At 66.1% G+C, this 25,616-nt stretch carries 24 protein-coding genes and 1 tRNA gene; 12 read left to right on the forward strand and 13 right to left on the reverse strand.

Going from position 1 to position 25,616, the window contains the following annotated elements:
• Positions 1–72: 72 nt before the first annotated feature.
• Positions 73–1,302, forward strand: coding sequence for an NAD(P)/FAD-dependent oxidoreductase (locus tag MTR66_RS09770; RefSeq protein WP_243920353.1), 1,230 nt, complete (start codon positions 73–75; stop codon positions 1,300–1,302).
• 271 nt (positions 1,303–1,573) lie between these two features.
• On the opposite strand, the gene queG is transcribed toward MTR66_RS09770, so the two are convergent.
• Positions 1,574–2,686: a tRNA epoxyqueuosine(34) reductase QueG gene (gene queG, locus MTR66_RS09775; RefSeq protein WP_243920355.1), complete on the reverse strand. Its 1,113-nt coding sequence runs from the start codon at positions 2,684–2,686 to the stop codon at positions 1,574–1,576.
• On the opposite strand from queG, the gene MTR66_RS09780 reads away from it, so the two are divergent.
• The 3 genes from MTR66_RS09780 to msrB all read left to right on the forward strand — a co-directional run bounded on the left by MTR66_RS09780 (position 2,685) and on the right by msrB (position 5,565).
• Positions 2,685–3,692, forward strand: coding sequence for an ABC transporter ATP-binding protein (locus tag MTR66_RS09780; protein ID WP_407673038.1), 1,008 nt, complete (start codon positions 2,685–2,687; stop codon positions 3,690–3,692). The two genes, queG and MTR66_RS09780, sit on opposite strands and share 2 nt — an antisense overlap.
• Positions 3,692–4,966, forward strand: coding sequence for an ABC transporter permease (locus MTR66_RS09785; RefSeq protein ID WP_243920358.1), 1,275 nt, complete (start codon positions 3,692–3,694; stop codon positions 4,964–4,966). The genes MTR66_RS09780 and MTR66_RS09785 overlap by 1 nt, the downstream gene beginning before the upstream one ends.
• Positions 4,967–5,085: 119 nt before the next feature.
• Positions 5,086–5,565 (forward strand): peptide-methionine (R)-S-oxide reductase MsrB, encoded by a 480-nt coding sequence (gene msrB, locus MTR66_RS09790; protein WP_243920701.1) that lies wholly within the window; start codon positions 5,086–5,088, stop codon positions 5,563–5,565.
• Between the two features lie 399 nt (positions 5,566–5,964).
• Here msrB and MTR66_RS09795 read toward each other — a convergent pair.
• Both MTR66_RS09795 and MTR66_RS09800 read right to left on the reverse strand, forming a co-directional pair.
• Positions 5,965–6,049: transfer RNA gene (locus MTR66_RS09795), tRNA-Leu, on the reverse strand.
• Between the two features lie 83 nt (positions 6,050–6,132).
• Positions 6,133–6,414, reverse strand: a complete 282-nt coding sequence (locus MTR66_RS09800; RefSeq protein ID WP_243920360.1) for an integration host factor subunit beta — start codon at positions 6,412–6,414, stop codon at positions 6,133–6,135.
• 267 nt (positions 6,415–6,681) lie between these two features.
• On the opposite strand from MTR66_RS09800, the gene MTR66_RS09805 reads away from it, so the two are divergent.
• The 4 genes from MTR66_RS09805 (at position 6,682) to MTR66_RS09820 (ending at position 11,534) form a co-directional block, all read left to right on the forward strand.
• Positions 6,682–8,334: a peptide MFS transporter gene (locus MTR66_RS09805; RefSeq protein WP_243920362.1), complete on the forward strand. Its 1,653-nt coding sequence runs from the start codon at positions 6,682–6,684 to the stop codon at positions 8,332–8,334.
• 80 nt (positions 8,335–8,414) lie between these two features.
• A complete protein-coding gene (locus MTR66_RS09810) occupies positions 8,415–9,743 on the forward strand; it encodes an amidohydrolase (RefSeq protein ID WP_407673042.1) in 1,329 nt (442 codons plus the stop codon).
• Positions 9,740–11,041 carry an amidohydrolase family protein gene (locus MTR66_RS09815; RefSeq protein WP_243920372.1) on the forward strand — a complete coding sequence of 434 codons (1,302 nt, stop codon included), beginning with the start codon at positions 9,740–9,742 and terminating at the stop codon, positions 11,039–11,041. Before MTR66_RS09810 ends, MTR66_RS09815 begins: the two co-directional genes overlap by 4 nt.
• A gap of 1 nt (position 11,042) precedes the next feature.
• On the forward strand, positions 11,043–11,534 hold the full coding sequence (locus MTR66_RS09820; RefSeq protein ID WP_243920374.1) for a GNAT family N-acetyltransferase: 492 nt from the start codon (positions 11,043–11,045) through the stop codon (positions 11,532–11,534).
• A gap of 57 nt (positions 11,535–11,591) precedes the next feature.
• Here MTR66_RS09820 and MTR66_RS09825 read toward each other — a convergent pair whose 3' ends face one another.
• Together MTR66_RS09825 and dxs are read right to left on the reverse strand one after the other, a co-directional pair.
• Positions 11,592–12,374 carry an alpha/beta hydrolase gene (locus MTR66_RS09825; RefSeq protein WP_243920376.1) on the reverse strand — a complete coding sequence of 261 codons (783 nt, stop codon included), beginning with the start codon at positions 12,372–12,374 and terminating at the stop codon, positions 11,592–11,594.
• 29 nt (positions 12,375–12,403) lie between these two features.
• Complete coding sequence (dxs, locus tag MTR66_RS09830) at positions 12,404–14,326, reverse strand: 1-deoxy-D-xylulose-5-phosphate synthase (RefSeq protein ID WP_243920377.1); 1,923 nt, start codon at positions 14,324–14,326, stop codon at positions 12,404–12,406.
• 145 nt (positions 14,327–14,471) lie between these two features.
• Here dxs and MTR66_RS09835 point away from each other — a divergent pair, with 145 nt between their 5' ends.
• Positions 14,472–14,945, forward strand: coding sequence for a GNAT family N-acetyltransferase (locus MTR66_RS09835; RefSeq protein ID WP_243920703.1), 474 nt, complete (start codon positions 14,472–14,474; stop codon positions 14,943–14,945).
• Positions 14,946–15,125: 180 nt separating this feature from the next.
• Here MTR66_RS09835 and MTR66_RS09840 read toward each other — a convergent pair whose 3' ends face one another.
• From MTR66_RS09840 to rpe, 5 genes are all read right to left on the reverse strand, one after another.
• Positions 15,126–15,596, reverse strand: coding sequence for a Fur family transcriptional regulator (locus MTR66_RS09840; protein ID WP_407673039.1), 471 nt, complete (start codon positions 15,594–15,596; stop codon positions 15,126–15,128).
• A gap of 37 nt (positions 15,597–15,633) precedes the next feature.
• A complete protein-coding gene (locus MTR66_RS09845; RefSeq protein WP_243920388.1) occupies positions 15,634–15,783 on the reverse strand; it encodes a hypothetical protein in 150 nt (49 codons plus the stop codon).
• A 168-nt stretch (positions 15,784–15,951) separates the two neighbouring features.
• Positions 15,952–17,544 carry a bifunctional phosphoribosylaminoimidazolecarboxamide formyltransferase/IMP cyclohydrolase gene (gene purH, locus MTR66_RS09850; RefSeq protein ID WP_243920390.1) on the reverse strand — a complete coding sequence of 531 codons (1,593 nt, stop codon included), beginning with the start codon at positions 17,542–17,544 and terminating at the stop codon, positions 15,952–15,954.
• Between the two features lie 98 nt (positions 17,545–17,642).
• Positions 17,643–19,454, reverse strand: coding sequence for a heparinase II/III family protein (locus MTR66_RS09855; RefSeq protein ID WP_243920705.1), 1,812 nt, complete (start codon positions 19,452–19,454; stop codon positions 17,643–17,645).
• A 101-nt stretch (positions 19,455–19,555) separates the two neighbouring features.
• The gene (gene rpe / locus MTR66_RS09860) at positions 19,556–20,218 is read right to left on the reverse strand and encodes a ribulose-phosphate 3-epimerase (RefSeq protein WP_243920399.1); all 663 of its coding nucleotides are present in this window, start codon (positions 20,216–20,218) and stop codon (positions 19,556–19,558) included.
• A gap of 301 nt (positions 20,219–20,519) precedes the next feature.
• Between rpe and MTR66_RS09865 the strand changes: the two genes are divergently transcribed.
• Complete coding sequence (locus MTR66_RS09865) at positions 20,520–21,056, forward strand: DUF2141 domain-containing protein (protein WP_243920401.1); 537 nt, start codon at positions 20,520–20,522, stop codon at positions 21,054–21,056.
• Here the strand turns inward: MTR66_RS09865 and MTR66_RS09870 are convergent.
• From MTR66_RS09870 to MTR66_RS09880, 3 genes are all read right to left on the reverse strand, one after another.
• Positions 21,022–21,840 (reverse strand): nucleotidyltransferase family protein, encoded by an 819-nt coding sequence (locus MTR66_RS09870; RefSeq protein ID WP_243920403.1) that lies wholly within the window; start codon positions 21,838–21,840, stop codon positions 21,022–21,024. The two genes, MTR66_RS09865 and MTR66_RS09870, sit on opposite strands and share 35 nt — an antisense overlap.
• Positions 21,837–22,760, reverse strand: coding sequence for a hypothetical protein (locus MTR66_RS09875; protein ID WP_243920405.1), 924 nt, complete (start codon positions 22,758–22,760; stop codon positions 21,837–21,839). The genes MTR66_RS09870 and MTR66_RS09875 overlap by 4 nt, the downstream gene beginning before the upstream one ends.
• A 63-nt stretch (positions 22,761–22,823) precedes the next feature.
• Positions 22,824–23,873, reverse strand: coding sequence for a diacylglycerol/lipid kinase family protein (locus tag MTR66_RS09880; protein ID WP_243920407.1), 1,050 nt, complete (start codon positions 23,871–23,873; stop codon positions 22,824–22,826).
• A gap of 150 nt (positions 23,874–24,023) precedes the next feature.
• On the opposite strand from MTR66_RS09880, the gene MTR66_RS09885 reads away from it, so the two are divergent.
• On the forward strand, positions 24,024–25,160 hold the full coding sequence (locus tag MTR66_RS09885) for a CDP-alcohol phosphatidyltransferase family protein (protein ID WP_243920409.1): 1,137 nt from the start codon (positions 24,024–24,026) through the stop codon (positions 25,158–25,160).
• Positions 25,161–25,176: 16 nt separating this feature from the next.
• The gene (locus MTR66_RS09890; protein WP_243920411.1) at positions 25,177–25,605 is read left to right on the forward strand and encodes an HIT family protein; all 429 of its coding nucleotides are present in this window, start codon (positions 25,177–25,179) and stop codon (positions 25,603–25,605) included.
• Positions 25,606–25,616 lie beyond the last annotated feature (11 nt).

The following is a 25,616-nucleotide window of genomic DNA, read 5'->3' on the forward strand; positions in this document are numbered from 1 at the left end:
ATACCGCTGAGGGACAGACAATTGCGCTTCAGGCATTGACCATGCGCTAAAATTGCGGGAACGGATGCGCCCATGAGCACAAAAGCAGATGTCGTTATCGTGGGAGCAGGGCACGGCGGGGCGCAATGCGCGATCGCCCTTCGCCAGAATGGCTTCGAAGGCACTATCACCGTGATCGGCCGCGAGGCGGAATATCCCTATGAGCGCCCGCCGCTCTCGAAGGAATATTTCGCGCGCGAGAAGACCTTCGATCGCCTCTACATCCGCCCGCCGACGTTCTGGGCTGACAAGGAAATCACCTTCAAGCTCGGCACCGAAGTGACCGGGGTCGATCCGAAGGCGCACGAACTCACGCTCTCGAATGGCGATACGTTCGGCTACGGCAAGCTGATCTGGGCCACCGGCGGCGATCCGCGCCGTCTCTCCTGCGCGGGTGCGGACATGGCGGGCGTCCATGCCGTGCGCACCCGTGAGGACTGCGACACGCTGATGGCGGAAGTCGACGCGGGCACGAAGAACATCGTCGTGATCGGCGGTGGCTATATCGGGCTGGAAGCGGCGGCGGTGCTGTCCAAGATGGGCCTCAAGGTCACGCTGCTCGAAGCGCTGCCGCGCGTGCTGGCGCGCGTTGCGGGGGAAGAGCTTTCGGCCTTCTACCAGAAGGAACATGGCGATCACGGCGTCGATCTGCGCACCGGCGCCATGGTCGAATGCCTTGAGGGCGACGGGCACAAGGTCACGGGCGTGAAGCTGGCCGACGGCGAAGTGATCCCGGCCGAGGCAGTGATCGTCGGCATCGGCATTGTCCCCGCCGTTGGCCCGCTGATCGCCGCAGGCGCGGCCGGGGCCAATGGCGTGGACGTGGACGAATACTGCCGCACCTCGCTGCCCGATATCTATGCCATCGGCGATTGTGCTGCCTTCGCTTGCGGCTATGCGGGCGGCAATGTCATGCGCGTGGAATCGGTGCAGAACGCCAACGACATGGCAACTTGCGTGGCCAAGGCGCTGTGCGGCGATGAAAAGCCTTACAAGGCCTTCCCGTGGTTCTGGTCCAACCAGTACGACCTGCGCTTGCAGACTGCGGGCATCAACGCGGGTTTCGATCAGACGGTGATTCGCGGCACGCCCGAAGAGCGCAGCTTCTCCGTGGTCTATCTGAAGCAGGGCAAGGTCGTCGCGGTGGACTGCGTTAACATGGTCAAGGACTATGTGCAGGGCCGCAAGCTGGTGGAAGCCGGCACCTCGCCGGACCTCGAAAAGCTGGCAGACAAGGACGTGCCGCTGAAAGAACTGATGTAGGTTCAAATCCTCCCTGTCCCCGCAGGGGATGGGGAGGGGGACCGCCAGCGAAGCTGGTGGTGGAGGGGGAGAAACCCCTCCGTCAGCCCTGCGCCAGAGGCGCAGTTTATCCTGAGCGGCTGCTGAAAGCAGCCAGCCGAAGGGGGCTGCCACCTCCCCATTCCTTGCAGGAACAGGGAGGAATTTCGTCTATCACCGTTCGTGTCGAGCGAAGTCGAGACACCTCTGCGCCCGCGTGTCTCGACTTCGCTCGACACGAACGGGTGGTAATTCAGCCCGCCAACTTCCCCGCCGCCCATCGTGCGGCATCCGCCACCGCCGGGTCTTCATCCCAGCCCAGCGCCTCCGCCTGCGCCAGCAGCGCCCGCTCGCCGCTGTTCCCCGCTGCATAGAGGCAATTGCGCACGAACCGGTTCCGCCCGATGCGCTTGATCGGGCTGCCGGAAAACAGCTTGCGAAAGCCTGCATCGTCCAGCGTCAGCAGATCGGCGAGCCTTGGCGCGGTCAGTTCCGCGCGGGGGAGGAAGGCCTTCATCGTGTGCGCCATCCCGGCGAACTTGTTCCACGGGCACACCGCCAGGCAATCGTCGCAGCCGTAGATGCGGTTGCCCAGCCCTTCGCGCAGGTCTTCCGGCACTGGCCCCTTGTGTTCGATCGTGAGGTAGCTCACGCAGCGCCGCGCATCGAGGCGGTAGGGCTCGGGGAAGGCGCCGGTCGGGCAGGCATCCTGACAGGCGCGGCACGATCCGCAGCGGTCGCGCGCGGGCGTGGAGAGCGGCAGGTCCAGTGTCGTGTAGATTTCGCCCAGGAACAGCCACGATCCATGCTCGCGGCTCACCATATTGGTGTGCTTGCCCTGCCAGCCGAGCCCGGCGGCGGCCCCCAGCGGCTTTTCCATGACCGGCGCGGTATCGGTGAAGACCTTGACGCCCGCCGGGCCGATCCCGCGCTTGTTCGCTTCGGCCACGATCCAGCGGGCGAGGTGCTTGAGCGCCTTCTTCACCGTGTCGTGATAGTCCGCCCCTTGCGCATAGACCGAAATGCGTGCCCGCTCCGGCACGTCCGCCAGCCGCAGCGGATCGGCGGCGGGGGCATAGCTCATGCCCAGCGCGATCACGCTGCGCGCCTCGGGCCACAGGCCTTGCGGGGAGCGGCGGTGGTGGGCGCGGCCTTCCATCCAGTCCATGGTGCCGTGGCGCCCTTCGGCCAGCCAGGTGTCCAGTCGCTGCGCGCGCGCGCTGTCCTCGCGGGCATCGGCCACGCCGAAGGCGCAGAAGCCCAGTGCCCGCGCCTCGGTTTCGAGATCGCGGGCAAAGGCGCTTAGCGTGGTCTTAACCGGACCTGCGCCAGGACGCCCGGGCGTGGTAGGAGCAGGAGACTGCATGAGGGCAGCACTAGGAGATTGGCCCGTGACCGGCAATGCGGCGATGCCCGGAGATCCTCCCCTCGCGATCGAGGCGCGCGGGCTGGTGAAGCGTTTCGACGGCTTCACGGCCGTGGACGGGGTGGACCTGTCGGTGCCCGAAGGCGCGGTCTACGGTATTCTCGGCCCCAACGGCGCGGGCAAGACCACAACCTTGCGGATGCTGCTGGGCATTATCGATCCCGATGCGGGTGCACGCCGTCTGCTGGGCGCGGAGCGGCCGCACGATGTTGCCCACGCCATCGGCTATCTGCCCGAAGAGCGCGGGCTCTATCCCGCAATGAAAGCCGTGGATGCGATTGCCTTCGTCGGCGCGCTGCGCGGGTTGCCTTTGAAAGAGGGGCGCCGGCGCGGCCGCGAACTGCTGGAACAGCACGGCCTCGGCTATGCGGCGGACCGCCAGATCCGTCAGCTTTCCAAGGGTATGGCGCAGCAGGTGCAGATTCTCGGCACTCTGGTGCACAAGCCCCGGCTGGCGGTGTTCGATGAGCCGTTCTCCGGCCTCGATGCGCTCAATCAGGGCAAGCTGGAGCGGATGATGCGGGGCCTTGCCGAACAGGGCACCACGGTCATTTTCTCCACCCACGTCATTTCCCATGCCGAGCGGCTTTGCGACGATGTGGCGATCATTGCCGGGGGCAAAGTGCCCTTCGCGGGTCCGGTGGATGTCGCGCGCGACCGTATTCCGGCGCAAGTCCGGCTGGAAACGCGCAGCGGTGACGGGCCATGGCGCGCGGCGCTTCCCGTTGACGCTCGCCGCGACGGCAAAACGGATGGCGGGGCCTTCTGGTACTTCCCGCTGCCCGAAAGCGGGATCGAGCCGCTGCTGCGCGCCCTGATCGAGGGGGAAGCGGGCATACTGTCGCTCTCGATCGAGCGGGCCGGGCTGCACGATGCCTTCGTGGCGATTGCCGGGGAAGCCGCGGCGCGCGCGCTGGAAGAAGAAAACCCGGAGGAGATGCAGTAATGAACGGCAACCGGCAGACGGGCCGCCTTTCCGTTCTCGCCGCCGCCTGGGTCGTGGCCCGGCGCGATTTCGTGGCGATCCTGTTTTCGCGCACGTTTTTCTTCTTCCTGCTCGGGCCGCTGTTTCCGGTGATCGTGGGCGTGCTGGCGGGCAGCGTTGGCAGCCGGGTCGATCAGACGGCGGTGCGGCCCGAAGTCGGGGTGGTGATGACCGGCGCGGATGCCGATGCCGTGGTCGCGGCGCGCGATGCCCTGGCAAAACGGCTGGGCACCGGGCTGCCCGGCTTCGTTGTGCTGAAACGCCTGCAGGCGGGCGAGACTTACGATCTGGCGAAGGCGCTGGCCGGGCGTCAGGCCAATATCGCCGCCGTTCTTTCGGGCACACCGCAAGCGCCGGTGTTGACCGGGCCGAAAGGCCGGATCGAGGGCTGGCGCGGGGCCATCGCGATGGTCGCGGCGCAGGCTTCCGCCGGGCCGCTGGGCCCCTGGCCCGATGTCGCGCTGAAAACCACGGCCACCAGCAACGCCAGCGAACGCACCGGACGGCTGCGCACCGCGCAATCGGCGCAGATGCTGCTGTTCCTGCTGACGATGATGCTGGCGGGCATGGTCCTGTCCAACCTCGTCGAGGAAAAGGGCAACAAGATCATCGAAGTGCTGGCTGCCGCGATCCCGATGGAAGCGGTGTTCCTGGGCAAGCTTTTCGCGATGCTGGCCGTCTCGCTGGTGGGGATTTCGGTGTGGGGCGGGATCGGCACCGTGCTCTATGTCGCGGCGGGCTCCGCCGTGCCGCATCTGCCCGAACCGGCGGTCGGCTGGCCGTTGCTGATCGGTCTCGGCGTGGTCTATTTCTCCATGGCCTATCTGTTGCTGGGATCGGTGTTCCTCTCGATCGGCTCGATGGCGGCGACGGTGCGCGAGGTGCAGACGATCTCGATGCCGGTGACGATGCTGCAGCTCATGGTGTTCTTTCTGGCCAGCTACGCGATGACGCAGCCGGGCAGCGGGATCGAGCTGTTCGCGGTGTTCTTCCCGTTCAGTTCGCCCTTCGCGATGCTGGCGCGCGCGGCGCAGGATTCAGCGCTTTGGCCGCATGTGCTGGCGGTGCTGGGGCAGGCGCTCTGCGTGTTGCTGCTGGTGCGCGCCGGGGCGGGGATATTCCGCAAGCGGGTGATGCAGTCCGGCCCCGCACGGGCCGGACGAAAGAAGCGCCGGGGCTGGCGCAAGCGCGGTGGCTCCCGGTCTGTTTCCGAAAGCGCGGCGCCAAACCTGTAACCATAGGGCGGTTTCCACCGAATTGACTCTCCGGCAGCGTGCCCGTCATGATGGGCACGCGCCTTCGGTGTCAGCAACAAAGGAGAGCCGCCGTGCCCCCCAAGGCCACCCCCGATGCAATGACGCGCCGCCGTGTCCTCGGCTGGCTCGGTGCAGGCGTGGCCCTGCCGGTGCTGTCCGCCTGCGGCAGCGGCGATGCCGAGGCGAAGACCTATCCGGTCCACTACAGCGAGGCGGAATGGCGCAAGCGGCTGACGCCCATGCAGTTTCGCGTCCTGCGCGAAGAGGCGACCGAACGCCCTTATTCCTCGCCGCTTAACAAGGAACACCGCGCGGGCACGTTCCTGTGCGCGGCGGACGGCCATCCGCTCTATTCCTCGAAGACGAAGTACGACAGCCACACCGGCTGGCCCAGCTTCTGGAAACCGCTGCCCGGCGCGATCGGCACATCCACCGACTACAAGCTGGGCTACCCGCGCACCGAAGTGCACTGCGCGCGCTGCGGCGGGCATCTGGGCCATGTCTTCGACGACGGCCCGCCGCCCACCGGCAAGCGCTACTGCATGAACGGCGCGGCTATGACATTCCGGCCGGCCTGAGGGCCGGTGTTTTTCCATTCCCGTTCGTGTTGGAACACGAGAACACAGGTCTAGGGCCGATCGACATTCAGCTCTGACGGCCTGCAAATGGCGCTTTTGCGTACTTCCGGTGCTCACGTACATAAAGTACGCTGCGCTCCGGGTTACGCAAAATCGCCATTTTCGGCTCGCCATCTTCTGAATGTCGATCGGCCCTAACGTGTCTCGACTTCGAGGCTTCAGCCCGAAGTTTATCCTGAGCATGTCGAAGGGCTCGACACGAACGGGAGGGGGAACTTTCGTTGAAAGCAAGGCCCCGAACCCGACAGGGTTCGCAAGGCCGACCGGCCGCCCGAGCTTATTGCGAGGAAAGCCAAGGCCGCGGATGCGGCCGCCCGGCGCTTGAGGGCCAGCCAACAATGGTGCGGGCGGCGGGACTCGAACCCGCACGAGCAAAGCTCAGGGGATTTTAAGTCCCCGGCGTCTACCATTCCGCCACGCCCGCACGAAAAGGCCAGCGCGCTCTGGCAGATCGCAGGCGGCCGGGCAACTGCCTGGAGGAAGGATTTCCCGGGAAGAGGGGGCCGCTTACGTCACGTTGAGACGGGCGCGCATTTCCTTGCCGGGTTTGAAATAGGGCACGCGCTTTTCGGGCACGTCCACGGTTTCCCCAGTGCGCGGGTTGCGGCCCTTGCGCCCTTCGCGATGACGCGTCGAAAAGGCGCCGAAGCCGCGCAGTTCGACCCGGCCGCCATCAGCCAGCCGCTGGCCGATCTCGTCGAAGAATGTATCGACCGCCCGCTCCACGTCTTCCGTGCGCAGCTCCGGATTGTCCCGGGCCAGTACTTGAAGAAGCTCAGACCTGATCATTGCGCCGTCCCCTCGCAAAAAAGTCAAAACCCGGGCGAATCATAAAATTACGTAAGTCTGCCCGAACGACTGCCATGAAAATGCCATCCTGGCCGCCTTCGCGCAATGGCTTAGCTTTACACTGCCAAAACACTTCCGAATCGGGGCCTGGTGCCCGTCACAATGCGGGACGAGGCCGGGTGTTCCCCATTTACAGGCTCATTTTGCTTGTTAACCTGCCGACCCTTCAGCCTCCCCCCGGGATGACAAGGGACAACAAGACGTCGCATGAAGGATATTGCAAGCTGGACAGAGGGTGACTGGATTGCGGCGATTGCCGCTGTCGCCCTGTTCGCCGTACTCGCCATCGGCGGCGTGATCGCCACTCGCAAGAGCGAGGAATTCGCCGGCCACCCCAGAGGGCTGTTCGTGCTGTTCTATGCCGAGATGTGGGAGCGCTTCTCCTATTACGGCATGCGCGCACTGCTGATCCTCTACCTCGTCAAGTTCTGGCTGTTTACCGACAGCGATTCCAACCTCATCTACGGTGCCTATACCAGCCTGGTCTATATCACCCCGGTGCTGGGCGGCTATCTGGCCGATCGCTGGCTGGGGCAGCGCAAGGCGGTGGTGTTCGGCGGCCTCGTTCTGGCACTGGGCCATCTGCTCATGGCCTACGAAGGGCTGCAGGGCGTAACCGATCCTGCCGTGAAGCAGGCGGACCCGGCGATCAATGCGTTCTGGCTGGCGCTGGCGCTGATCATTGTCGGCTCGGGCTTTCTCAAGGCCAATATCTCGGTGATCGTCGGCCAGCTCTATGGCTTGCGCGATACCCGCCGCGATGCGGCCTACACGGTGTTCTACATGGGCGTGAACACCGGCGCGGCGCTGGGTTCGATCCTTGTCGGCTATCTGGGTGAGACGATCGGCTGGTCCTGGGGCTTCGGCCTGGCCGGGATCGGCATGGTGCTGGGCCTGATCATCTTCATGCTGGGCAAGCCCGCGCTCAAGGGCAAGGGCGAGCCGCCCGCCCCGCTGGCGAAGAAGCACGAAATGATGCTCTATGCCATCGGCGCGGCATCGGTGACGGTGATCTGGCTTCTGCTCCAGTATATCGACGTGATCCAGACGATGCTGATCGTCGCGGGCGTGGCGATGCTGCTCTACACGCTCTACGAAGCGTTCAAGCTGCCCAAGGAACCGCGCGAGCGCATCTTCGCGATCCTGTTCCTGATCGCGCTCAATCCGGTGTTCTGGGGCCTGTTCGAGCAGGCGGGCGGTTCGCTCAGCCTTTATACGGACAAGTTCGTCGATCGCGGCGGGGTGCCCACCAGTCTCTTCCAGTCGATCAACCCGATCTACATCGTGCTGCTCGGCCCGATCTTTGCCGGGCTGTGGCAGTGGCTGGGCAAGCGCGGGTGGGAACCTTCCGCGCCCGCCAAGTTCGGCTATGCGCTGATCCAGGTCGGCTTGGGTTTCCTCGTCTTCGTATGGGGCGCGGGCACGAACGATCCGGCGGTGATGACCTCGGTCGTCTTCGTGTTCCTGATCTATTTCCTGCATACCAGCGGCGAGCTGTGCCTTTCGCCCGTGGGCCTTTCGGCGATGACGCGGCTGGCGCCGCTGCATCTGGCCAGCTTCATCATGGGCGCCTGGTTCTACATGACCGCGGTCGGCAATTTCGTCGCGGGCAAGATCGGCGAGGCGACCGGCGGCGAAGGCGGAGAGATGAGCAAGGCGGTGACGCTGGCGGTCTATACCAAGATCGGCTGGGTCACGATCGGCATCGCGGTGGTGGTGCTGGCGCTTTCGCCTTTCGTGAAGCGCTGGATGCACCTCGATACGCTCGATGACGGGGCGGATGGCCTTGCGGGCGGTGACGAATTCGGAATCGAAGCACAGGAAGCCGGGATGCACCCGGAACTCAAACCCAAGGCCTGAGGGCAGCGAACAGGGGGCACGGCATGAGGGGCAGACCGGCTAAGGCCAAGTGGAGCGCGGCGGTTCTGGCCGCGCTGGCGATGACGCTTGTCACCACCAGCGGCGAGGCGAAGAGCCGCAAGGACAAGGAGGCGCCCGCGGCGGAAGTGCCGTATCCCTCCACCTACAAGCCCTATCCGGGCCGCCCCACCGCCTTGACCGGCGCCACCGTCTATGACGGGCGCGGCGGGCGGATCGATAACGGCACGGTGCTGTTCGCGGATGGCAAGCTGGTGGCGATCGGCGGGGCGGATCTGGCGATCCCCGATGGCTACGAGCGGATTGATGCGCGCGGCAAGTTCGTCACCCCCGGTGTGATCGATGCCCACTCGCACCTGGGCGTCTATCCCAGCCCGGGCGTGAGCGCGCTGTCCGATGGGAACGAGGCGACGGCTCCCACCACGCCTGACGTCTGGGCCGAGCACTCGGTCTGGCCGCAGGATCCGGGCTTTACGCGCGCGCTGGCGAATGGCGGTATCACCTCGCTGCAGATCCTGCCTGGTTCGGCGAACCTGATGGGCGGCCGTTCAGTCACGCTCAAGAACGTGCCCAGCCTGACGGTGCAGGGCATGAAGTTTCCCGGCGCGCCCTATTCGCTGAAGATGGCCTGCGGTGAGAATCCCAAGCGCGTCTACGGCAGCAAGGGCCAGAAGCCGTCCACCCGCATGGGCAATTTCGCGGTGAACCGGCAGACCTGGATCGATGCCAGGGCCTATATGGACGATCCCGATGCAGACCGCGATCTGGGCAAGGACACGCTGGCGGGCGTGCTCAAGGGCGATATCCTCGTCCAGAACCACTGCTACCGTGCCGACGAGATGGCGCTGGTGATCGATATGGCCAAGGAGATGGGCTACAAGGTCACGGCGTTCCACCACGCGGTGGAAAGCTACAAGATCGCCGATCTGCTGAAGGCGAACGACATCTGCTCGGCGGTCTGGGCCGACTGGTACGGCTTCAAGATGGAAGCCTATGACGGCATTCCCGAAAACGCCGCGCTGATCGCCCATGCCGGGGCCTGTGTGGTGATCCATTCGGACGATGAGAACGGCATCCAGCGCCTCAATCAGGAAGCGGCCAAAGCGCAGGCGGCGGGCCGCCGCATCGGCGTTGATATTCCCGATGCGCAAGTCGTCGGCTGGTTCACCTACAACGCCGCGAAGGCCATGGGCATCAGCGGCGAGACGGGCAGTCTGGAGAAGGGCAAGATGGCCGATGTGGTGCTGTGGAACGGCAATCCGCTCTCGGTCTACAGCCGCCCCGAGAAAGTCTGGATCGATGGCGCGATGCTATTCGATGCGGACAATCCCAAGCTGCGCCCGGTGAGCGATTTCGAGCTTGGCCAGCCCGGCGAAGGAGACGTGAAATGAGCCGCCGCGCCGTTCTTGCCGCCGCGCTGGCGGCTGCAGTGCTTCCTTTTGCCGCGCAGGCGCAGGATCTGGCCATCACCAACGCCACGCTTGCTATCGGCGACGGCGGCGCGCCCGTCGAGCACGGCACCGTCGTCGTGCGCGGTGGCAAGGTAGTCGCCGCCGGGGCGGATGTGGCCGTGCCCGCGGGGATGCAGGCGATCGACGGCACCGGCAAATGGGTGACGCCGGGCCTGTTCTCGGCCGTGACCGATCTCGGGCTGTGGGATGTCGAAGCGGTCGATACCAGCAACGATCTGGAGGCGGACGATTCGCCGTTCAACGCCGCGCTCGACGTGGCGCCCGCGCTCAATCCCTCCAGCCAGCATGTCGCGATCAGCCGCGCGGGCGGGGTGACGCGCGCGACTGTCGCCGCGTTTAACGGCAAGTCGATCTTCGCCGGGCAAGGCGCGGTGATCGATCTGGCGGCCGATGCCGCGATGCTGATGAAGCCCCGCGCGTTCCAGTTCGTCGAACTGGGCGAAGCGGGCGCGCGTCTGGCAGGCGGCAGCCGCGTGGCTGCCCATGTCGCGCTGCGCAACGCCTTGCGCGAGGCGAAGGAACTGGCCGCGCTGCCCGCCGGATCGCAGCGGCAGAGCGATGCCATGCTCACCCGCCCCGATGCCATGGCGCTGGCCAAAGTGCTGGACGGCAGCGAGCCGCTCTATGTTGGCGTCGAGCGCGCGGCGGACATTCGCAGCGTGCTGGCGCTCAAGGGCGAGTTTCCGAAGCTGAAGCTGGTGCTGGTCGGCGCCACTGAAGGCTGGCTGCTTGCACCGGAGATCGCCGCCGCGCATGTGCCGGTGATCACGATGCCGCTGCGCGACCTGCCCGATGCGTTCGAGACGCTGGCGGCCACCCAGTCCAACGTCGGCCGCATGACCAAGGCGGGCGTGAAAGTCGCCATCGGCATGTTCACTGGCGGCAACCAGCCGCGCTATGCGCCGCAGCAGGCAGGCAACCTTGTCGCCCTGACGAAACTGCCTGGTGCCTCGGGCCTCACCTGGGGCCAGGCTTTCGCGGCGATCAGCTCGATCCCGGCGGAGATCAGCGGATATGGCGGGAAAGCAGGCGTGCTGGCCCCCGGTGCCGTGGGCGATGTCGTGCTGTGGGATGGTGATCCGCTGGAATTGTCCTCCGCGCCCGAAGAGGTGTGGATCGACGGCGTGAAGCAGTCGCTCGACAACCACCAGACCCGCTTGCGCGAACGCTACAAGGATCTGGACCGGACTTATCTGCCCAAGGCTTACGACTGGTAGGATGGGCCATCTGGTCATTCGCCCGGCGGAACCGGCTGATGCGACGGCGATCGTCGCGGTTCTCCTGCCCGCAATCCGCGACGGTCAGACGCTGACAACCGATCCGGACATGACCGAAGCGGAAATCCAGCGCTATTGGATGGCTCCAGACAAGGAGGTTTTCGTCGCCGAAGAGGGTGGCGCGATCCTCGGCACGTACTATGTCCGGCCCAATCAGGCGGGTGGCGGCCGTCACGTCTGCAACGGCGGATATGTGACGGCGGCCGAAGCGGCGGGCCGGGGCATTGCCCGGCGCATGTGCGAACATTCGCTGCAACAGGCCCGGTCGCGCGGATACCGGGCCATGCAGTTCAATTGCGTCGTCAGTACCAACGAACCGGCGGTGCACCTTTGGCAATCACTGGGTTTCGATATCGCGGGCCGCTTGCCGGGCGCGTTCCGGCATCCGCAGCATGGCTTTGTCGATTTGCTGGTGATGTTTCAGGTGTTGTGAATTCCCGAGCGGGGCCATACCCATCTCGTGGCGAGTTTTCCTGTCATGTGAGCTGCGTCAAAGTCCTTTGCGGACAAGCCACTGGACTATCGCGTCCTGTGCCTGGGCCGTGAACTGCAATTGATGGCCGTTACCGTCGAAACGCAGAAACTCGCCGTGCGGAGCAGCGTTTGCCAGCGCACGCCCCTGTTTGAACGGTATCACGCGATCGTCGGCGCCGTGCAGCACCAGCACTGGCGCCTCCATGTCAGCGATGACATCGCGGCTTTTGAACTGATCGTGCATGAGCAGACGAACCGGCGCCCAGGGCAAAGCCGCCGCGCCTGCATCGGCAAGGCTGGTAAAGGGCGAAACCAGAACAAGAGCCGCAGGCGTGCGGTCTGCTGCCAGTTGTGTGGCAATTCCCGTACCCAGCGATGCGCCCATCAATATGACAGATTCCGGCTTGATCCCTTGCGCGCTTAAAAAGGCCTCCGCCGCCTTTCCATCCATGATGAGGCCTGCTTCGGTAGGCTTCCCGGGGTTTCCAGCATAGCCGCGGTAGTCCGCCAGAAGAACCCCGTAACCTGCTTCGGCCAGACCCCGCGTGGCGGCTGCGGCTCCGGGCAGGGTATCGCCGTTGCCATGAAAGAACAGCACGGTGCGTTTGCCGGAACGGGCAGGGTGCCATGCGGCGGTGAGCGTCAGGCCGTCTCCGGTTTTCAGGTGAACTTTTTCGAAGCCCGCCGGAATGGCCACCGGGCCCCCCGGAGCCGGATAGATGATGGCTCGCTGGCCAAGGTAGAGGGCCAGAATAGCGATTGCATAGAGCCCGGCAGCTCCAAGAAGAAAGGCCGGCAATCGCGGCACTCAGCGAGCCTTGCGGTGCTTCAAGCCCGTGCTTCTTCAACGCCCGTACTGTTGTGGCGCAGCGCTTTCAGCACCGTATCGGCGATCTGCGGCGCGTTCAGCCCGGCCTCGTCGTACTGCGCTTCGGGTTTGTCCTGATCCTGGAACACGTCGGGCAGGCGCATGGTGCGGATTTTCAGGCCTGCATCGGTCAGGCCCTCGTCGCTCGCCATGGTGAGGACGTGGGCGCCGAGGCCGCCGATCGCGCCTTCCTCCACCGTCACCACCACATCGTGGCTGAGCATCAGCTTGCGGATCAGATCGCTGTCGAGCGGCTTGGCGAAGCGCAGGTCCGCCACCGTCGTGGAGAGGCCCTTGGCTTCCAGCGTGTCCGCGGCCTTCAGCGCTTCGCCAAGGCGCGTGCCGAGCGAGAGAATCGCGACTTTCGAGCCTTCGCGCACGATCCGGCCCTTGCCGATTTCCAGCAGTTCGGGCGTTTCGGGCAGCGGCACGCCCACGCCGTTGCCGCGCGGATAGCGGAAGGCGATGGGGCCTGCGTCGTACTGCGCGGCGGTGTGGGTCATGTGGACCAGTTCCGCCTCGTCGGCGGCGGCCATCACCACCATGTTCGGCAGCGTTGCCAGATAAGTGATGTCGAAGCTGCCCGCGTGGGTGGCGCCGTCCGCGCCGACCAGCCCGGCGCGGTCGATGGCGAAGCGCACGGGCAGGTTCTGGATCGCCACGTCGTGCACCACCTGATCGAAGGCGCGCTGCAGGAAGGTGGAATAGATCGCGCAGAACGGGCGCATGCCCTGTGCGGCGAGGCCCGCCGCGAACGTCACTGCGTGCTGTTCGGCAATGCCAACATCGAAACTGCGTTCGGGGAAGCGGGCGGCGAACTTGTCGAGTCCGGTGCCGCTCGGCATCGCAGCGGTGATCGCGCAGACGCGGCTGTCGGCTTCGGCTTCGGCGATCAGCGCCTTGGCGAAGACGCCAGTATAGCTCGGCGCTCCGGCGGGGACTTTCACCTGCTCGCCGGTGACGACGTTGAACTTCTGCACGCCGTGATATTTGTCAGCAGCGTTTTCAGCGGGGGCATAGCCCTTGCCCTTCTGCGTAACGACGTGGATCAGGCACGGCCCCTCGGCGGCATCGCGCACGTTTTCGAAGATCGGAATCAACTGGTCGAGGTTATGCCCGTCGACCGGGCCGACGTAATAGAAGCCCAGTTCCTCGAACAGGGTGCCGCCCATGGCCATGCCGCGCGCGAACTCGTCGGTCTTGCGGGCGGCCTTGTGCAGCGGCTCGGGCAGGCGGCGCGAGATGCGCCGGGCCACTTCGCGCAGCGACAGGAACGGGCGCGAGGATACCAGCTGGGCCAGATAGGCCGACAGCCCGCCGACGGGCGGCGCGATCGACATGTCGTTGTCATTGAGGATCACGACGAGGCGGTTGCCCGCCTCGCGCGCGTTGTTCATCGCTTCGTAGGCCATGCCCGCGCTCATCGCGCCGTCGCCGATCACGGCGATGCCGCGCCCCGGCGCGTCCTTCAGCTTGTTGGCGATGGCAAAGCCCAGCGCCGCCGAGATCGAGGTGGAGCTGTGCGCGGTGCCGAACGGATCGTATTCGCTTTCGGCGCGCTTGGTGAAGCCCGAAAGCCCGCCACCCTGGCGCACGGTGCGGATACGGTCGCGCCGGCCCGTGATGATCTTGTGCGGATAGGCCTGATGGCCCACGTCCCAGATCAGCCGGTCGTCAGGCGTGTTGAAGACGTAATGCAGCGCGACCGTCAGTTCGACGACGCCGAGGCCGGAGCCGAGGTGCCCGCCGGTCTGGCCGACGGTGGAGATCGTCTCGCTGCGCAGCTCGTCAGCGAGCCCGCGCAGCTGCGCGGGCTTGAGCTTGCGGAGGTCTTCGGGAGTCGAAACCGTATCGAGCAGAGGTGTGGCCGGGTTGGCATTCATTCCCGGGCCCTTACACCTTCATGACTTTCATGTCGATTGACAGTAACGGTCATGTCCGGCGGTGTGCACTGGCGCTGACTTTAGGGAGCCCATCTTGAATATTCGTACTGCCACTCAATCCGACCTGCCCGAACTGCTCCGGATCATGGAAGCGTCGATCGCCGGGTTGCAGGCGGGATTTCTCGGTCCCGCGCAGATCGCCTCAAGCCGGGCGGTCATGGGGCTCGACCGGCAGCTGATCGCGGACGAGACCTATTTCGTCGCGGAGCTGGAGGGGGCCATCGCCGGATGCGGCGGCTGGAGCCGGCGGGCGACGCTCTATGGCGGCGATCACAGCGAGGGCCTGCGCGAGCCGCGCCTGCTCGATCCGGCGAGCGAGCCCGCGCGGGTGCGGGCGATGTACACGGACCCGGCCTTCGCCCGGCGCGGAGTGGGCCGCGCGTTGCTGGCCCATTGCGAGGCGGCGGCGCGGGCCGAGGGTTTTACGGCGGTGGAGCTGATGGGCACGCGCGCGGGCGAGCCGCTCTATGCGGCGGCGGGCTATGCGGTGATCGAGCGGATCGAGGATGCCCGGGGCGGCGCGCCAGTGCCGCTGGCACGGATGGGCAAGGCGCTGTGAGGTTGCTCAAGCCACGATGGCGTCCGTTCGTGTAAAATGCAGGGGATCTGAATTGCCCCCGCTCGTCCTGAGCTTGTCGAAGCCCGTCCTGAGCGGCTGCTGTAAGCAGCCAGTCGTGAACCCAGCGCTGCGCCAGCGTCCTTCGACAAGCTCAGGACGAGCGGAGGTAGTGAAGGTTTTCTAACTGCAGTCTGCGCAAGTGCCGCGCAGTTCCACCACCGGGCGGACATCGGCGAAGCCTGCCTCGCGCGCGGCGCCGATGAGGGCGCCGGTCAGGCGGTCGTCGTCGATGTGGACGGCCTTGCCGCAGGCATCGCAGATCAGGAAAATGCAGTCGTGGCGGCAGCCGGGGTGGCTGTTGGCGAGATAGGCATTGGCGCTTTCCACCCGGCGGGCGAGATTGGTGCGCACGAACAGGTCGAGAATGCGGTAGACCGAATTGGGCGCCACCCGCTTGCCGCGCAGCGCCGAAACGCTTTCGGCCAGATCGTAGGCGGAAGCGGGGCATTCGCGCTCGGCCAGCGCGGCGAAGACATCGGCGCGCATTTCGGTCCACTGTTCGCCCGATTCCTGAAGGGCCCGGCGCGCGGCCTTTACCAGACTGTCGCCGCTGTGTTCGTGATGGACATGAAGACCTGACATGGGCCCCATATGGGGCGTGCCGCCTGTCGGCGCAATCGCCGCAGCGCTACTGCGCGGTTTCGGCCTGCGCGGGCGGGACGATATTGTCCGCGAGCGAATTGTGGCTGCCATGGCTCATCACGCCGAACACCAGCAAGGCCCCTCCTGCGAATCCGAGGGCGAAGAAGCGGTAGAAGTCGGCCTTGAAGAGTCCCATGGCGTGCGGTGCGATCCGTTTGTCGTGCTGTTTGGAGCTGTTTGTGTCGCCTAAATGACGCCGCAGGCCTTTCCGTCGAGTGAATGTTCCGCTGCATTGCATCATTTTGCGATGAGCGGTGGGCAGGCTGCGGTGAGCGGCCTGCCCGTCAGGTGGCGCAGCGCCGGATCAGTGCCGGAAGTGGCGCATTCCGGTGAAGACCATGGCGAGTCCCGCTTCGTTCGCGGCCTTGATCACTTCGTCGTCGCGGATCGAGCCGCCCGGCTGGATCACCGCCGTCGCGCCCGCTTCGGCCGCGGCGAGCAGGCCGTCCGCGAAGGGGAAGAAGGCATCGGAGGCCACTGCGCTGCCCGCGGTGCGCGGCTTGTCCCAGCCGAACTTTTCGGCGGCTTCGGCGGCCTTCATCGCGGCGATGCGCGAGGAATCGCGGCGGTTCATCTGGCCCGCGCCGATCCCGGCGGTCACGCCGTCCTTGGCATAGACGATCGCGTTGGACTTCACATGGCGCGCCACCGTCCAGGCGAAGAGGCAGTCCTGCAGTTCCTGATCGGTCGGCTCGCGCTCGGTCACGACTTTCAGATCGTCGAAGCCGATCGCGCCGTTGTCGCGGCTCTGGACGAGCAGCCCGCCAGTGACCGGCTTGACGTTGAGCCCGCCCCGGCGCGGATCGGGCAGTTCGCCGGTCAGCAGCAGGCGCAGGTTCTTTTTCTTCGCGAAGAATTCGCGCGCGGCCTCGTCGGCATCGGGGGCGACGACGACTTCGGTGAAGATCTGGCAGATCGCTTCGGCGGTCGGCCCGTCGAGCGTCTGGTTGACGGCAACGATGCCGCCGAAGGCCGAAACGTCGTCACAGGCAAGCGCGCCCTCCCAGGCGCCCAGCAGTGTATCGGCCTGGGCGACGCCGCAGGGATTGGCGTGCTTGAGGATCACGACGGCCGGCTTCTGGCCCTTGAACTCGGCGGCGAGTTCGAAAGCGGCATCGGCATCGTTGTAGTTGTTGTAGGACAGCTCCTTGCCCTGCACCTGCTCGGCCTGGGCCAGACCCTTGGTGTAGGGCCCTACCGGGGTGTAGAGCGCGGCCTTCTGGTGCGGGTTCTCGCCATAGCGCAGCTCGGTGACGAGGCGGCCGTTGACCGCCAGCATCTCGGGGAATTCCTGCTTCTGGTCGGCGAAGGCGAACCACTGGCTGATCATCGAATCGTAAGCGGCGGTCTGCGCGAAGGCGCGCGCGGCCATCAGCTTGCGGAAACCCAGCGTGGTGCAGCCATCGGTCGCTTCCAGCTCGACCAGCAGGCCTTCGTAGTCGGAAGGATCGGTGACGATAGTGACATAGGCATGGTTCTTCGCCGCCGAGCGCACCATCGAGGGGCCGCCGATGTCGATGTTCTCGATGATGGTGTCACGATCCGCGCCCTTGGCCACCGTGGCTTCGAAGGGATAGAGATTGACCACCACGAGATCGATTGCGCCGATCTCGTGTTCCGCCATCGCAGCGGCATGTTCGGGATTGTCGCGCACCGCCAGCAACCCGCCGTGGACTTTGGGGTGCAGCGTCTTGACCCGGCCGTCCATCATCTCGGGGAAGTGGGTGACATCGGAGATGTCCTTCACGTCGAGCCCGGCCTCGCGCAGGGCCTTGGCGGTGCCGCCGGTCGAGATCAGCTCCACGCCGCGCTCGGCCAGCACTTTGCCGAGTTCCGCAAGGCCCGTCTTGTCGGACACCGAGAGCAGGGCGCGGCGGATCTGGACGGAATCGGTCATGTGCGGGGTCCCTTCGCGAATGGTCTTTGCGCGCGCCCTTAGGCCCGGCGGGGGAAGGGGGCAAGAGTGCTGCGGGTTTCGGGGCTTGCGAAGCCCGCTCAGCTCATTTTTTTGAGCAGCCAGCCGAAGTTTCCGCCCCCGCGCGAGACGAGGCCCTGGATCACCAGTTGCTGCGTCGCCTGCGGGCGGCCCTGGCCATCGACCCAGAGCGAATCCTCGATCGTGACGTCGCCCGCACCGCTGCGGAACTGCCAGTAGGAGCCGTCCGAAAGCGCGAGTCCCGCGCCTTGCCCGTCGGCCGTCAGCGCCACGTCGACATCGGGGGCGAGGTGGAAGCGGATAGCGAAGCCCACTTTGCCGCGCTTGCCCTTGCGGCTGGAGGGCAGCAGCAAGTCCTCTCCGCGCAGTTCGGTGCCGTCGTCGCGCAGGATCAGGATGCGCTGGTGGGTGAGGCCGTAGCGCGCGGCATAGCCGTTGTGGCTGGCCTCGATGCGGGTGGCGGTGGAGCCGTTGTCCTGCGGCAGGGTCTTGCGGTCGACATCGACCTGGCTGACGCCCGAACCGATCATGCCGTTGATCAGGATCGCGGTGGAATTGGCATCGTCCAGCGTCAGCGTGGAATGCGCCGCCGTCGCGCGCAGGCCCTGTTCCAGCCGCACCGGCACCAGTCCGCCGCCGCTTGCCGCGCCGCCGCAGTTCACGATTACCCGGTGCCCGGCGTGCGACAGTTCGAATGCCAGTGTGGAGGCGCAGCCATAGCGGGCATGCTGCGGCATCGGCGGCGGCGATGTGTCGAACTGGAGCGTAGTCTTGTTGGCCAGCACGCGCTGATAGCCCCACTGGCGCACATCGCGCAGCGGACGGGCGCGCACGCCGCTGGCGGCAACCAGAGCGCTCACGTCTTCGCCATCGATGGCCCAGCCGCCCTGCCACGATCCCAGCGAGCCGTCGCCGTGAGTCAGTGCCAGCAGCGGCGGCACCAGCATCTCGATCACGCGCTCGATCGCTTCGGGCGGATCGCGCCGGGTGGCGTTGTAGCAATTGCGCAGGCGCACCAGCAGGGCGATGGCCTCCATCTGTGCGAGCGGGCTGCGCGAAAGAACGCCGCCGTCATCGCCGATCAGCTCACCCAGCGCCTTGATCAGCCCGGCCTCGCCATAGAGGCGGCGCGGGCGGCCGTCGGGCAGGAGCAGGCCCGCCGCGGTGATGCCGCACCAGCCCGCGACTTCGGCCAGCCGGTCCTCGCCGCGCGTCACATGGCGGTCCAGCCAGCGCGCGGTGGCGGAGATGTGGCCCAGAATGCGCGAGCGCAGCGCCTTTTCGCCCGAGAGGATCAGCGGGGCGTGCACCAGCCAGTTCATCAGGCGCATGCCGGTATTGCCCACGCTCCAGGCGGGGCCCTTGCCGGGCTTGGCAGGCGGCTGGGGATTGGCCTGGAGCCAGGCGGTAAGGATACGCTCGGCGACGGGCACGCCCTGTTCGCGCGGGCCGCAGGCTTCCAGATCGGTCAGCCACGCAAACGAGTGGACGGCCTTTTCCAGCGGCGGCGTGACGCGCGCGGCTCCGGCATAGTCCACTTGCGCGATCGGCGTTTTGGCGCCGTGAACCAGGAAGTGCCCGGCCCGCAGGGCGGTTCCGGCCACGCGGTCTCCGGGCAGGGTGTTGCTGACCGTCGCCAGCAGCCGCGTGCGGGCTTTCTTGCCCATCGGCGCGGTGAGCATGGTGCCGGGGATGCCCATGCGGTAAGCCATGCGGATCAGCCGTTCGCCGACATGAACCGAAGGCGGCGAGAAATCCGCCAGCGCCAGATCGCGGCCGGTTTCCGCAGGTGCGGCGGCCGCACCTGCGCCCGGGGCAGAGGCGGCAGCGCCCGTTCCCGGTCCGGGTTCGCTCGCGCTCATATCCAACATACCCTCTTCAGCCACCGCAGGCGCTACCGTGGACAGGGGAATCGCCCGCGCCTGTTCGAGGTCCCTCGTCTTCGGCCGCTGGCGGGTCCTGACGGTCACGTTCAGCGCAATCCCTTCAGCGTCTCGATGTTCGCTGCATATTGCGAAGCGCCGCCGCGGAAGGTCGCTGAACCGGCCACCAGCACGTCGGCACCTGCGGCAACGCACAGGGGTGCCGTTATCCCGTCGACGCCGCCATCCACTTCCAGCCGGATGTCGCGGCCCGATTTCTCGATCATCTTGCGCACCGCCTCGATCTTGCGCAGCTGGCTGGAAATGAAGCTCTGCCCGCCAAAGCCGGGATTGACGCTCATTACCAGCACCAGATCGATCTCGTCGATCAGGTAGTCCAGCATCTTGGCGGGTGTGGCCGGGTTGAGCGAGATGCCTGCCTTCTTGCCCAGATTTTTGATCGTCTGCACCGTGCGGTAGACGTGCGGGCCCGCTTCGGGGTGCACGGTGATGATGTCCGCGCCGGCTTCGGCGAAGGCTTCCAGATAGCTGTCCACCGGGGAGATCATCAGGTGCACGTCGAACGGCTTGGCCGAATGCGGGCGCAGGGCCTTTACTACTGCCGGGCCAATCGTGATGTTGGGCACGAAATGGCCGTCCATCACGTCGACATGGACCCAGTCCGCGCCCGCCTCGTCAATAGCGCGCACTTCTTCGCCGAGACGGGCGAAATCGGCAGAAAGGATCGACGGGGAAATCAGCGGAACGGTCATGTTGGAAAACGATACTCCTTGGCGCACAAGAATAGGGTGTCCGGTCTTTGGTGGACAAGTTGTCAACCATGTGTTTTCCACACGCATAGTGCTTTGCAGCCCCGGTTTTGCCCGATTTTTCGGGGGTGAGGCGGGCTTGGGTGACGCAAGGCTGCCTTGCCGTTAACGGGCAATTCAGTCGCTATTCACGGCATCCGGTGCATTTTGGCGATTAAGAAGAAGAGGTTACGGCATGCCCGAAGGCGCATTTCGGGCAGAGGCGGCCTGAAAAACCCTTCTGCAAGACTATGGACGGTACATGATGAAAAGTAATTCCGGCGGGATCCGCCGCCCGATATCTCTGCGTTGGAAACTGGTGCTGGCTGCCGCGCTGGCAACTGGCGGCACGGCCGTGCTTGCCGCGGCGTCTTCCGCTGCCGTGCAGTACCGCCACGAAATCCGCAACGACATGAGCCGCTGCACCGCCGGATCGCCCTCCGCGGTAATGGTGACGGTGGATGGCATCAAGGCTTCCGAAGGCGACCTGCGCATCCAGACCTATCACGCCACGCGCGGCGAATGGCTGGAAAAGGGCAAGTGGCTTTCGCGGATCGAAGTGCCTGCCAAGGCCGGAACGATGACGTTTTGCCTGCCGGTTCCTGGCCCCGGATCTTACGGCGTGGCCGTGCGGCACGATCTCAACGGCAATGGCAAGACCGACATCACGTCCGATGGCGGGGCGATGTCGAACAATCCGTCGATCAATATCTTCAATCTCGGCAAGCCCAGCTACACCAAGGTGGGCGTGCCGGTGAACGGCGGGGTCAAGTCGATCCGGATTCAGATGAAGTATTTCTGACCTGAGGCCCGCCGGTCTCGCGCGCCGCGATGATCGCGCGGGCATCGGCAAGGTCCTGCGGCTTGTCGACATCGACGGCGGCAAGGCCATCGCGCGCGGCGGTGAGGCGGGCGGCAATGCCGATGCGGCGGCCGAGCCCGGCAATCGCTTCGGCCAGCGTCAGGCGGCCCAGCGCGTAGCTGGCGAGCATGCCCAGGCCGAGCCGCGCGGCGATACGCCAGGGGCGCTTGCGGTCGGCCTCCACCATCTTCCAGGTCTCGATCGCCGCGCTCGCCCGCTCGCTGGCCAGCAGGAACAGGTTGCAGCCGGACCACTGGCCGTCGGCGAACCGCAGGTACGTGCGGCGGCTGCCGGGCATGGCGGTCTCGATATCCTCGCGCCGCGCCAGCAGGATCGAGACATCCGTGCCGACCGGTGTGTCAGCCACGAAATCCGCCACCCATTCGGGCCGCAGCAGCGCGTGATCGCTTGTCGTAACGAGCAGCGGAGCGCCCAGCTTTTCCAGACCGATGGCGACGCTTGCGCTGGGACCGCTGGCGGCCAGCAGCACTTCGCAGCCGAGTTCCCGGGCCAGATCCATGACCTGCGGATCGGAAGCGGCCACGGCGATCCGTTCGATCCCCGCCTCGCGCAGAGCAGCGGTAACGCGGGCCAGCATGGTGCGGCCTTCCAGCGTGACCAGCGCCTTGTGCCAGACTCCTTCGGAGGCGGCCACGGGATCGGCTGGCCCCGGGCGCGATCCGGCGAGAATGAGGGCGGAGGGCTTAAGAGATGGCGGGATCATGCGGCGCGGTCTCCGCTCTTGCGGCGGCGCCAGACCTGCCAGAGCACGCCGGGGGCGGCGAGCACGGGGTGGCGTTCGCGCCATGGGGTGATCGTCACCGGCACGCCGGTGTGGCGCTCGATCTTCCAGGCGGCATAGCGCGCGGCCCCGTCGAACGTGGCCGAAGCCTTGAGCAGGCGCAGCACGTTATAGGGCTTGCCCAGCCGCCGCCGCCGCTTCCACCAGCCTAGCACTCGCGCGCGATCGGCAGGCTGCATGGCGGGGCGGATCGTGCTGCCTGCACCGCGTGCGAAGCCGATACCCCCGGCTATCAGCGCCAGTGGCAGCAATCCGTCGAAATGGGCGCGGTTGGCGGCCAGGATCGAATCCTCCCGGCCCGCCTTCTCGACGCGGAATTCGGCTGCGTAAGTGGCGCGGAACAAGGCGCGCCAGTAATCGTCCGGCGTCCCGGCGGCAGGGCCCAGCGCGACGGCCAGCCTTGCCGCGGTGCAGGCCGCTTGCGCCACGGCTCCGGCGATGGCCGCCCCGCTTTCGGCATCGCGTTCCCATGCGAGCGCGCAGGGCTGGACGAAGCGGGCCCAGATCGTGGTGTCGAGCCGCTCTCCGGCGGCGGCGGAGCGGAACGTCTCCAGCGCCATCGTCGCGGCCTTGGCGCGCAGGGGCACGCCTTCGTGGACCCATTCGTGATAGCTCACGCGCGGCCAGATCTTTTCTTCCTGCGGGCCCCGGGTCAGAATGTAGAAATCGAGCACGCCATCGAGCGAGCCGGTGCGCAAGTTGGAGCCGTAGAACAGCAGGCCCAGCGCATCGGCCGGGGCGAGCCGCTCGGCAAAGGCGCGCACGGCAGGGTCCACCGGGCGCTCCAGTGCGGCGGCAATCCGCGTGTCCAGCGTCGCGGTATGGTCAGGGTCGTCGCTCATGCCGCGATGCTCCCGCAGGGGCGCCCGGAAATCAAGCGGCCCGGGCGGATAACGGGGGAGGAATCAGGGAACGACGAACGTGAGCTGCGGGCCCTCGTCGAGCACATAGCGTCCGGCGGGGAAAGCTTCCCCGTCGAGGATGAACGGGCCGCCGATATCGAGTTCCAGCTCGCTGGCGTGGAACCGCTGCGTGCCCTTGCGGGTCATGAAGCGGCTGTAGAAGCCGAACAGCACCAGCGGCAGCAGTGCCATGACCCTGCGCACGGGCCAGTCGATCACCGCCATCTTGAGCCCTGGGGCCGGATTGCGGCCAAAGGGGCGCGCGCGCAGCGGGAATTTCTCGAACGTGGTGGCCACGGTCATGAACCGTTCCCCGGCATCGCCGCGGCCAGGGTGCGGCAGATCGCGGCCGGTGAGACGGTCGACAATGCGGGTGGGCGTGCATTTGCGCCACGGATTGCGGGCGCTGCCGAACAGGGTCTGCATCACGCTCCACAGGATCGTCAGCCCCACGGCGAAGCTGTTGAAGGCGCCCCGGCGGTGCGCTTCCTGCCCGGCCTCGGTCGCCATGGCAAAGGCCCCGGTGCCCAGGATGAAACCCTGCACGCAGTGTTCCTCCGCCGCGTCATCGGCGGGAGTGATGCGCAAGGGGCGGCGGGTTTCCGTATGGCCGCGATGGGCCGCGGCCAGCGCTTCGCTCAGCGACCAGTGATTGGGCAGGCCCAGATCGACGGTGAGCGCATTGGTCTTGCCCTTGGGCAGGACGATCAGCGCGGGCCAATCCTCATCGAAGATCTCGGCACCGCAGGACAGCACGTCGCGCACGGTGCCATCGCCGCCATCGATCACCAGATAATCGATGCCGCGGCGGGCAAAGCCGTCGAGCGTGACGAAAAGGTCTTCCCGTGTGCGCGGGGTTTCCGTCAGGATATTGGAGCATTCCGCCATTTCCGGCGCCACGCCCTTGTTGCGGTGGCTGCGGGGATTGCGGATGATGCCCACGAGCGGAACGGCCCGCCCGCGCCGCGCAGTGCGGGCGGGACCCGCCTTGTGAGGACGGTTGGACTTGCCGAAAGTGGGCAGCGTTTCGAATTCGTAGATAGTTCCGTGCACGAGCGCCTATGTAGTGTTGCCCGCCCGGAAAACCACTAGGAAATGCAATCTGACATATTGATGTTACAGTTCTATGGCAACTGTTGTCTCGCTGCCACGCGATAGGCTGTGCGATTGCCTGTGAGGCCGGGCTGGATTACGGCGCCGTTCATGAACACCATTTCTCAGTCCCTGACAGTCGTAACCGTGGGCGAAAACCCCGTTAAACTCTGGGGTTTGACGATGGCCGAACGTGTCGGCCGTATTGCCCGCGCATCGAAACTGGCACCGGCCGCTGCCGTGCCTCAGGGGCCCGCGGTTCTCTCCAACGCCGCCCATGCCTGGGACCCGGCGTGGTTCCGCCATATCGTTACCCAGCCGGGCATGGTCCTGACCCTGGGCGGCGTTCCGGCTCTGGCCCACGCCGCCGATGCCGGACAAACCGCCCGAATCGCGCAGGCCATGGCGGCGGGCGAACCGCTGGCCGGTACGGAGGGCCTCACCGTGGTGCCCTTCGAAAGCGGGCCGGCGATCGAGAACAAGCAGCTGCGCAAGCGTGAGACGCCGTTCCTGATGGCGCTGACGCCCGCTTCGGTGCGGGCGATCGAGCGGGCCAGCTATTTCGGCGCCTACAAGGGCGTGACTGATATCCTGACCAAGTATCTCTGGCCCGAATGGGCGCTGGTGCTGACGCGGATCTGCGCGAAGCTGCATATCACGCCCAATATGGTGACGGCGGTGGGCGCGGTGTTCTGCGTGATCGCCACGGTCCTGTTCGCCTATGGGCATTACTGGACGGGGATGGCCGCCGGGCTGGTGTTCATGGTGCTCGATACCGTGGACGGGAAGTTGGCCCGCTGTACGATCACATCGTCGTACTGGGGCAATATCTTCGATCACGGCATGGACCTCGTTCATCCGCCGTTCTGGTGGTATTTCTGGGCCACGGGCCTTGCCTTCTGGGGGCTGGGCTATGACACTGCGACATTCTGGTGGGTGCAGGGCGCGATCCAGGGCGGCTATATCGTCCAGCGCCTGATCGAAGGTGCGTTTATCGCCCAGAACGGCATGATGCACATCCATGTATGGCGCAAGTTCGACAGCAATTTCCGCCTGATCACTGCCCGGCGCAATCCGAACATGGTGATCCTGTTCGCCGCGATGCTGTTTGCCCGGCCCGATCTCGGCCTGATCGCGGTGGCCTGGTGGACGGCCCTGTCGTGCCTGATCCATGCCGTGCGGCTGGTGCAAGCCTGGATCGTGCGTGCGCGCGGCGGTACGATCACCTCGTGGCTGTCCGAAAGCTGAGAAAGGGAGGCGCTGGATGAACGCGACCATGGAAAAATTCGGCTATCCGGCAACGCTGGTGGCCGAATTCGAGCACTGGGTGGTGCTGGCGCGCCCGGCGCAGCCGTCGCTCGGCGCACTGGTGCTGGCGGCGAAATCGGATGCCACGGCCTTTTCGGACCTGCCCGGCGAAGCGCACGGCGAGCTCAAGCAGGTGACCACAGCGATCGAGCAGGCGCTGCACCGGGCCGTTGACTATGCCAAGCTCAATTACCTGATGCTGATGATGGTGGACCCGCACGTCCATTTCCACGTCGTCCCGCGCTACGAAGGCGCGCGCGAGTGGCAGGGGCGCGAGTTCGTGGACGCGGGCTGGCCCAAGGTGCCCGATCTCGGCCAGGCCGTGGCGCTGGAGGGAGAGGATCTGGCAGCGCTGGTGGCCTGGCTGAAAGGCCACTTCGCCTAGGGGCTGTGGGG

Source organism: Novosphingobium beihaiense (assembly GCF_022832375.1).
Lineage (GTDB): Bacteria > Pseudomonadota > Alphaproteobacteria > Sphingomonadales > Sphingomonadaceae > Novosphingobium > Novosphingobium beihaiensis.

Excerpts from the sequence above, each read along its gene's own strand:
- dxs (WP_243920377.1), bottom strand. The coding sequence starts at position 14,326 with ATGAATGCCAACCCGGCCACACCTCTGCTCGATACGGTTTCGACTCCC.
- msrB (WP_243920701.1), top strand. The coding sequence starts at position 5,086 with ATGACGCGCCGCCGTGTCCTCGGCTGGCTCGGTGCAGGCGTGGCCCTG.
- MTR66_RS09800 (WP_243920360.1), bottom strand. The coding sequence starts at position 6,414 with ATGATCAGGTCTGAGCTTCTTCAAGTACTGGCCCGGGACAATCCGGAG.
- MTR66_RS09780 (WP_407673038.1), top strand. The coding sequence starts at position 2,685 with ATGAGGGCAGCACTAGGAGATTGGCCCGTGACCGGCAATGCGGCGATG.
- MTR66_RS09770 (WP_243920353.1), top strand. The coding sequence starts at position 73 with ATGAGCACAAAAGCAGATGTCGTTATCGTGGGAGCAGGGCACGGCGGG.
- MTR66_RS09840 (WP_407673039.1), bottom strand. The coding sequence starts at position 15,596 with ATGGGGCCCATGTCAGGTCTTCATGTCCATCACGAACACAGCGGCGAC.
- queG (WP_243920355.1), bottom strand. The coding sequence starts at position 2,686 with ATGCAGTCTCCTGCTCCTACCACGCCCGGGCGTCCTGGCGCAGGTCCG.
- MTR66_RS09820 (WP_243920374.1), top strand. The coding sequence starts at position 11,043 with ATGGGCCATCTGGTCATTCGCCCGGCGGAACCGGCTGATGCGACGGCG.
- MTR66_RS09865 (WP_243920401.1), top strand. The coding sequence starts at position 20,520 with ATGAAAAGTAATTCCGGCGGGATCCGCCGCCCGATATCTCTGCGTTGG.
- MTR66_RS09845 (WP_243920388.1), bottom strand. The coding sequence starts at position 15,783 with ATGGGACTCTTCAAGGCCGACTTCTACCGCTTCTTCGCCCTCGGATTC.
- MTR66_RS09885 (WP_243920409.1), top strand. The coding sequence starts at position 24,024 with ATGAACACCATTTCTCAGTCCCTGACAGTCGTAACCGTGGGCGAAAAC.
- MTR66_RS09815 (WP_243920372.1), top strand. The coding sequence starts at position 9,740 with ATGAGCCGCCGCGCCGTTCTTGCCGCCGCGCTGGCGGCTGCAGTGCTT.
- rpe (WP_243920399.1), bottom strand. The coding sequence starts at position 20,218 with ATGACCGTTCCGCTGATTTCCCCGTCGATCCTTTCTGCCGATTTCGCC.
- MTR66_RS09875 (WP_243920405.1), bottom strand. The coding sequence starts at position 22,760 with ATGAGCGACGACCCTGACCATACCGCGACGCTGGACACGCGGATTGCC.
- MTR66_RS09870 (WP_243920403.1), bottom strand. The coding sequence starts at position 21,840 with ATGATCCCGCCATCTCTTAAGCCCTCCGCCCTCATTCTCGCCGGATCG.
- purH (WP_243920390.1), bottom strand. The coding sequence starts at position 17,544 with ATGACCGATTCCGTCCAGATCCGCCGCGCCCTGCTCTCGGTGTCCGAC.
- MTR66_RS09890 (WP_243920411.1), top strand. The coding sequence starts at position 25,177 with ATGAACGCGACCATGGAAAAATTCGGCTATCCGGCAACGCTGGTGGCC.
- MTR66_RS09835 (WP_243920703.1), top strand. The coding sequence starts at position 14,472 with ATGGAAGCGTCGATCGCCGGGTTGCAGGCGGGATTTCTCGGTCCCGCG.
- MTR66_RS09855 (WP_243920705.1), bottom strand. The coding sequence starts at position 19,454 with ATGTTGGATATGAGCGCGAGCGAACCCGGACCGGGAACGGGCGCTGCC.
- MTR66_RS09810 (WP_407673042.1), top strand. The coding sequence starts at position 8,415 with ATGACGCTTGTCACCACCAGCGGCGAGGCGAAGAGCCGCAAGGACAAG.
- MTR66_RS09785 (WP_243920358.1), top strand. The coding sequence starts at position 3,692 with ATGAACGGCAACCGGCAGACGGGCCGCCTTTCCGTTCTCGCCGCCGCC.
- MTR66_RS09805 (WP_243920362.1), top strand. The coding sequence starts at position 6,682 with ATGAAGGATATTGCAAGCTGGACAGAGGGTGACTGGATTGCGGCGATT.